This window comes from Pseudomonas sp. 39004 (assembly GCF_028682155.1).
In the GTDB taxonomy this organism is placed as follows: domain Bacteria; phylum Pseudomonadota; class Gammaproteobacteria; order Pseudomonadales; family Pseudomonadaceae; genus Aquipseudomonas; species Aquipseudomonas capeferrum.
This window is the reverse complement of record NZ_JANIAG010000248.1, coordinates 1-5863: the sequence shown is the minus strand read 5'-3', so window position 1 is coordinate 5863 and position 5863 is coordinate 1. Positions and strand designations below refer to the sequence as shown.

Sequence of the window (5863 nt, the reverse complement as noted above, 5' to 3'; positions counted from 1 at the left end):
AGGCCTCACTGGCCCGAAACAAATGTAGGAGCGAGCGTAGCTCGCGATGCGCCGCGCGGGCGGCGCTCGATCTGATAGGCGACGAAAATGCCAAGCCAGGCACCTGGTGGCCCCGAATACAAGCTCCAGGCATTCACAACCCCCCTGAAAAAGCCGAGGACACCCTGGCCCCCATCGCCCGTGCGGCACGGGCCTTGGGCATGTAATTTTCATTGGCACTTCTGAAACACCACACCAAGGCACGATCTTCCACCGCTCAGGCACCAACCAGGGTTTTGAACAGTGGCTCCTGCGACAGCCGAGCACGAGTGTCTTCAAGCGTTAAACGCACGGCCGCATCACCGAACACCAAGCCCTGAAGGTAGGTGAAGTGTGGGTTGAACAGGCCGAGCGTACTCAATACCTGGCGCAGGTAAGGCGTCAGAAAGTCCGGTTGCCGCGCGGATTCACCTTGGTGAAAGCCACCAGAGCCCACCAACACGTACACCGGGCGGTCTTTCAGGAGCCCGGTCTTGCCCTCGGGGCCTGAACGGAATGTGCGGTGAATACGCAAGACGTAATCGACCCAGAGCTTGAGCGCGGCAGGCAGCGTGAAGTTGTGCATCGGCGTGGCAATGAGCAGGATATCGCTGCGTTCCAACTCGCCGATCAGCGCCTCCGAGAGCTCGAACACCGGTGAGTCGAACGGTGTGGTGGTGGCCAGGGCATGGGCGTAGTCCCTGTCGAGCGGTGGCAGTGGGTACCTGCCCAGATCGCGTTCGACCAGTTCGAGCCGCGGATACCGATGGCGCAAAGAGGCGACTAATTCCAGCGCCACCTGATTGGCATGGGAGACGTGGCCATGGGGGCTGGCATTGATCAAAAGTACATTGTTCATGGCTGACTCTCTGTTTGCAGGCGCTGTGTGAAGTGCATGCCGTGCGCCAGCAATCCCTGGCGGAAGTAGAAACGCTGAGCCAACGGCATGTGCAGCCCGGTGTCCAGCACGAAATGCGCGCAACCGCGCTGCACCGCCTCTTCGCGAACCGCCCCCAGCAGCCGCGCCCCGAGGCCACTGCGCTGCACGTCCGGCTGCACCACCAGGTCGTCCACGTAAACAAAGCGCCCGTAGAGCAAGTTTTCCATCTCGCGGTAACCGGCCAGGCCGACAACCTGCTCACCCTCCCACGCGGCCAGCAGGCGGTAGCCTTGCCCAGCTTGCCGAAGCAGTTGCTGCACATAGCTGTCCCGGTCAGTGACATGCGGGCGCAATTCGCGCATGAGGTTGAAACTCGCCTGAAACCCGTTCCGGTCTTCGAGGTGTTGCAGTGTGTATTGCATAGCCGTCGTCCGCTATAGAGTGATGGCTGACCTTAATCCGCCAATGACTTAAGCTACAGGGCCGAAAAGTGCATAAATGACTGGGCCAAGATGCTTCCCTTCACGCTGGACCGCAGCCAGTCCGAGCCGATCTATCGCCAGCTCTATCTCCGTTTTCGTGAGTCCATTGCCGACGGCCGCCTGCGCCCGGGCGACCGGGTACCTGCAGTGCGCGCGTTGGCGGCGGAGTTGAACCTGGCGCGAGGCACGGTGGAGGCGGCATACCAGTTGCTGATCGGCGAGGGCTACTTGATCGCCCGTGGCGCCGCCGGCACGGTGGTCACCCCACACCTGCCACCCGTTCCCACCCCCACGCCCCGCGCGCCATTGGCCTCGACGCAGTACCAGCCCACCCATTCAGGTGAGCTGCCGTTAGCCCTGCAGATGGGGCTGCCGGCGCTGGATGCCTTCCCCCGCAAGCTCTGGACAAGACTGGCCGGCCGCCAACTGCGCCAGGCTGGCCTGGAGGGGCTTGTCTACCCCGACCCGCGCGGGCATGCCCCTTTACGCGCGGCCATCGCCACCTACCTGGGCATTTCACGTGGTATTACCTGCCACCCAGAGCAGGTGTTCGTGTGTGCCGGTTATCGTGCTTGCCTGGACCTGATCAGCCACACCTTGATGCGCCCGGGCGACACCTGCTGGCTGGAAGAGCCCGGCTACTTCATGGCCAGGAACGCCCTGCTGGAAGCCGGCGCGCAATTGGTGCCGATCCCCGTGGATGAGGACGGCCTCGACGTCGCGCAGGGCATTGCCCGCGCCCCGGATGCACGCTTTGCCGTGGTTACGCCGACCCACCAAAGCCCACTGGGCATGTCGCTGTCACTGCCGCGCCGGTTGGCCTTGCTGGACTGGGCCAACCGGCGCGGTAGCTGGGTTATCGAGGATGACTACGACAGTGAGTACCGCTATCAGGGCAAGCCCTTGCCCGCACTCAAGAGCCTCGATCAGCAAGGCCGCGTGCTGTACACCGGCACCTTCAGCAAGGTGCTGTTTCCTGGCTTGCGCCTGGCTTACCTGGTGGTGCCGGCGGAGCAGAGCGCCGCGTTCGCCCGCCAGGCGGACCGGCTGCATAACCACTGCACGCATGTGCTTCAGGCGACGGTCTGCGCGTTTCTGCAGGAGGGGCACTTTGCCCGGCATTTGAAGAAAATGCGCAGCCTTTATGCGCTGCGTCGACGGTGGTTGGTTGAGGCGCTGGGGCAGCAGTTTGGGGGAAGGGTAGAGATCAACCCGCGGGCGGGGGGGATGCACCTGGTTGTGGGGATTCGAGAGGGGAATGATATCGAGATTGCTCGGCGTGCTCGGGCGGTTGGGGTAGCGGTGGAGCCGCTCTCGGAGTGGTATCTGGGAGGGGCGCGTAGGCGGGGGGTGGTGGTGGGGTTTACCAATATTGTTAGTGTGGAGCAGGCTAGGCGGGTGGCGGAGCGGTTGGGGGGGATTTTGGAGGGGTGAATTAGTTGTGGGGAGCTGGGGCGTAAGCCCGACACGAAGCCCGCCGGTTGAAAGCTGAACTGAAGGGCCCTGGTCGTATCGGCTGAATCGACACGCCCGTAAGCCCCTCTCACCCTTAAAGACTCTGCATCGTTCGGCATTTGGGGAATGCCGAACAACCCCAAAACTGCTCCCCTGCCTTCGCCCCTGATTTGGCGGTCCGAACCAGCAGCGCATTGCCACATTTAGGGCATTGCCGCTCGGCTGTCGGGTCGCTGCGGCGTTTCAGGTTTTGCACGTGCTCGCGGTGGGTAGCGCGGGTAGGGGCACGGCGGCCGGTTTGCAGGGTTTGCAGCATGGCGTTCACATCGGCCTCCGTGAAAACCGGCTGATTAAACGATTTGATGTAGCGAATGAACTTGCTGCCTTGGGTAACTTTTGCAGGCATCTGCGTTTTGAACGTGCTGTCACCGACGAATGTGATCACCGAGTGCAGGTGCTCGGCATTCACGCCCAAGGTCGTTTCCAGTGCTTTGAGGTGCTTGTAGTTCTGCCGCAGCGGGTTCTGGAATTTGAAGGTGCGCTTGTAGAGCTTCTGCGTCCACTGGGGCTGCTTTTCGCTGCCGAAGATCCAGCCGTTCATATTCTTCGTTTCCAGCACGAAAATGCCGTACACCGAGACGAAAACGTGGTCGATCTGGGTGGTGCCGTCCGGGGTGTCCAGGGTGATGTTGTGCAGGCGGCGATAGGTTTGCTCGTTCAGGTGCAGGTAGGTGAAGTAGCGTACAAGCAGCTCGCCTAGGTAGCCCTTTACACCTGGAGACTTGAGTGCGAAAAGCAAGATGACGAGGGGGATGAACCAGCTCAGGGGGATCCAGTGCTGGGCGATGATGGGGGTGAAGTCCATTTCTTATCTTTCAAAAATATGGGTGACAGCGGCTATTCCAAGCCGCTGTACGAACAGCCGTTGACCTAAAGGCTGGTTTTGACTTGAGCGATTGCTTCCCCGAGACGTTCGGTGAACCCCGACTCACCTTGATGGCTCATTACCAGGCGATCGACTGCGCGTGTCATCGCCACGTACAGCAAGCGCATCTCGTCAGCTTCATCTTCGCCTTTGGCTGGCATTTCATGCAGGCGCGGGATCATCACAAAACCAAACTCCAGCCCTTTGCTGGAGTGCATGCTGACGATTTTTACCGAATGGTGGGCGTAAAGCTTTGTGCGCTGAGAGCTCACGCGTGCGGTGGTGTAGGGAATACCTGCCGCCTTTAGCGCCTCTTCAACCCAGAAGGCCTGTTCGGTATGCCGGTAAATGACCGCCATGTCGTCCCAGGCTCTGCCGTTTTCATGTTCTGCCCTCAGCCTAGCAACCAGGCATTGCGCCTCTTGTGCAGCCCCAGCAAGGCATAGAAGCTGTGGCATCTCACCCCGGCGACCTGCACTTTGGGGTGCAAGCACAGGTACATGGTCGTCTTCGGCGTCGCGTGCGCTTAGCAACTCCTTGGAGAATGCATGGGCAACCGACAGCACTTCCAGCGTGTTGCGATAATTGATACGCAGCACCGTGGTACGGCCAGAAGCCTTGATGCCCACGCTGGCAAAACTGAACGTCAATTTTGTGCTCGGCGCCTTGCCGCGATAGATCGCTTGGGCGTCGTCATACAGCACCAATAGGTCCTCGCGCTCACGATCCACCTGATGGACGACTAAGCGGAACCACTCGGGTTTGAAGTCATGCCCTTCATCAATCAGGATGGCACCGTACTGTTCGGGCGCGAGGGCGCCGCTTTCCATTTGCCGAAGCACCTCTTCTTCCAGTGCTTGAATAAACTTCGCCCCTTTCATTTCGGGGATGGCGAGTTTTGCTTGGGTCAGCAAACTGTGGCACCAGGCATGAAAGCCTACGACTGTTACCTTGTGCTCCTGGCGGTGCTGTTGCAGCACCTGGTTCAAACGCGCGGCAAGTGTTTTGTTGAAGCACAAGACCAGCACCGGTTTAGTGGCTGCGCGAGCCAGGTACAAGCAGCGATAGACCAGGATCATGGTTTTACCGCTACCTGCCACACCGTGGATCACCCGATGGCCATCGCCCATTGAGCGCGCCAACTGCTCTTGCTGAAGGTCCATCACTTTCAGCAGGCAGGGAAGGGGCGCGTCTTGTTCACTGAACAACCCGAACTGGGCGGGGGCAGGGCTCAAGCGGACCTCTGGAAACAAGTGATAACGCACTCGGTCGATCTGTTCTGGTACCAGATGCACGGGAAACTGATGGACCAGCATCTTGCAAACTTGCTGTTCGAATACGCTGCTGTCGGCGGTTTCGTACATCTCGTCCTTGCAGATGACCCGCGTCCCCTCCATCGCGGCACCAAGCTGTCTTGCCTCGAACTCTTTGCGAGTGATCTCGGTGAGCACCACCCCCCAGCTGTACGGCATGATCAGCTTGCCGGGCCGGTAAGCCTCAGCACCTTGGGTCAGCGCGCTGTCTTTCTCCAATGCCTGAACGGTTTCAAAGGCATTCTTGCGGGCCTGCGCCAGGGGATTGATAACGGTTTTTTCCTGACCATCATCGTATTTTTTTACATCGCTGGCCGTTATCGAGATCAGCGAAGTCATTCTCCAGTCTTTGACTTCGAGCACCAATAGCCCGATTTTAGGGTGCAACAGGACAAAGTCAGGTTGCAGACCTTTTGGGCCTACTGGCACGTTGAACCAGCATAGCCAGTCGTTTGAGAGCTTTTTCTCGAGTCGCTCCGCCAGGCGTTTTTCGCCGGGAGCATCGAAGCGACAGGCACTGAGTGCCGGGAAGAGTTGGGCCATATCCTTATCGTCCATATCCAAAAACGCCGTGCACAGTAGGATTTAATGCTGCGAGGTGCAAATCCAAAAGGGGGAGGGAGCGGTTTGGGGTAGCGGTGCTGGAGGATTCACTGACCGCGAAGGTGGGCCGTGAGGGGAGGGCTGGGGGTAAGCGTTAAGCCAAGGCGGCTTGATTGGGTTCACCAAATAGCAGCTGATAGGGAGCCGGGGTAAGTTGAATCGACTGATTAATATATTGATTAAAGAT

The 5863-nt window shown here is 59.5% G+C and carries 5 protein-coding genes; 1 reads left to right on the top strand and 4 read right to left on the bottom strand.

The genetic code is table 11. The features are described from left to right. Positions 1-256: 256 nt before the first annotated feature. Positions 257-877 carry an FMN-dependent NADH-azoreductase gene (locus tag NP534_RS25225; RefSeq protein ID WP_274100516.1) on the bottom strand — a complete coding sequence of 207 codons (621 nt, stop codon included), beginning with the start codon at positions 875-877 and terminating at the stop codon, positions 257-259. Further along, positions 874-1320, bottom strand: a complete 447-nt coding sequence (locus NP534_RS25220) for a GNAT family N-acetyltransferase (RefSeq protein ID WP_274100515.1) — start codon at positions 1318-1320, stop codon at positions 874-876. Before NP534_RS25220 ends, NP534_RS25225 begins: the two co-directional genes overlap by 4 nt. A 90-nt stretch (positions 1321-1410) precedes the next feature. On the opposite strand from NP534_RS25220, the gene pdxR reads away from it, so the two are divergent. Then, entirely contained in the window at positions 1411-2814 is a 1404-nt protein-coding gene (pdxR, locus tag NP534_RS25215; protein ID WP_274100514.1) for a MocR-like pyridoxine biosynthesis transcription factor PdxR, read from the top strand. Positions 2815-2929: 115 nt separating this feature from the next. Here pdxR and NP534_RS25210 read toward each other — a convergent pair whose 3' ends face one another. Next, on the bottom strand, positions 2930-3700 hold the full coding sequence (locus NP534_RS25210) for a nuclease-related domain-containing protein (protein WP_274100513.1): 771 nt from the start codon (positions 3698-3700) through the stop codon (positions 2930-2932). Positions 3701-3765: 65 nt separating this feature from the next. Then, a complete protein-coding gene (locus NP534_RS25205; RefSeq protein ID WP_274100512.1) occupies positions 3766-5616 on the bottom strand; it encodes a 3'-5' exonuclease in 1851 nt (616 codons plus the stop codon). Positions 5617-5863: the final 247 nt, after the last annotated feature.

Bases quoted from the DNA above. Each gene is read 5' to 3' on its own strand.
- NP534_RS25225 (WP_274100516.1), bottom strand. From the start codon at position 877: ATGAACAATGTACTTTTGATCAATGCCAGCCCCCATGGCCACGTCTCC.
- NP534_RS25220 (WP_274100515.1), bottom strand. From the start codon at position 1,320: ATGCAATACACACTGCAACACCTCGAAGACCGGAACGGGTTTCAGGCG.
- pdxR (WP_274100514.1), top strand. From the start codon at position 1,411: ATGCTTCCCTTCACGCTGGACCGCAGCCAGTCCGAGCCGATCTATCGC.
- NP534_RS25210 (WP_274100513.1), bottom strand. From the start codon at position 3,700: ATGGACTTCACCCCCATCATCGCCCAGCACTGGATCCCCCTGAGCTGG.
- NP534_RS25205 (WP_274100512.1), bottom strand. From the start codon at position 5,616: ATGGCCCAACTCTTCCCGGCACTCAGTGCCTGTCGCTTCGATGCTCCC.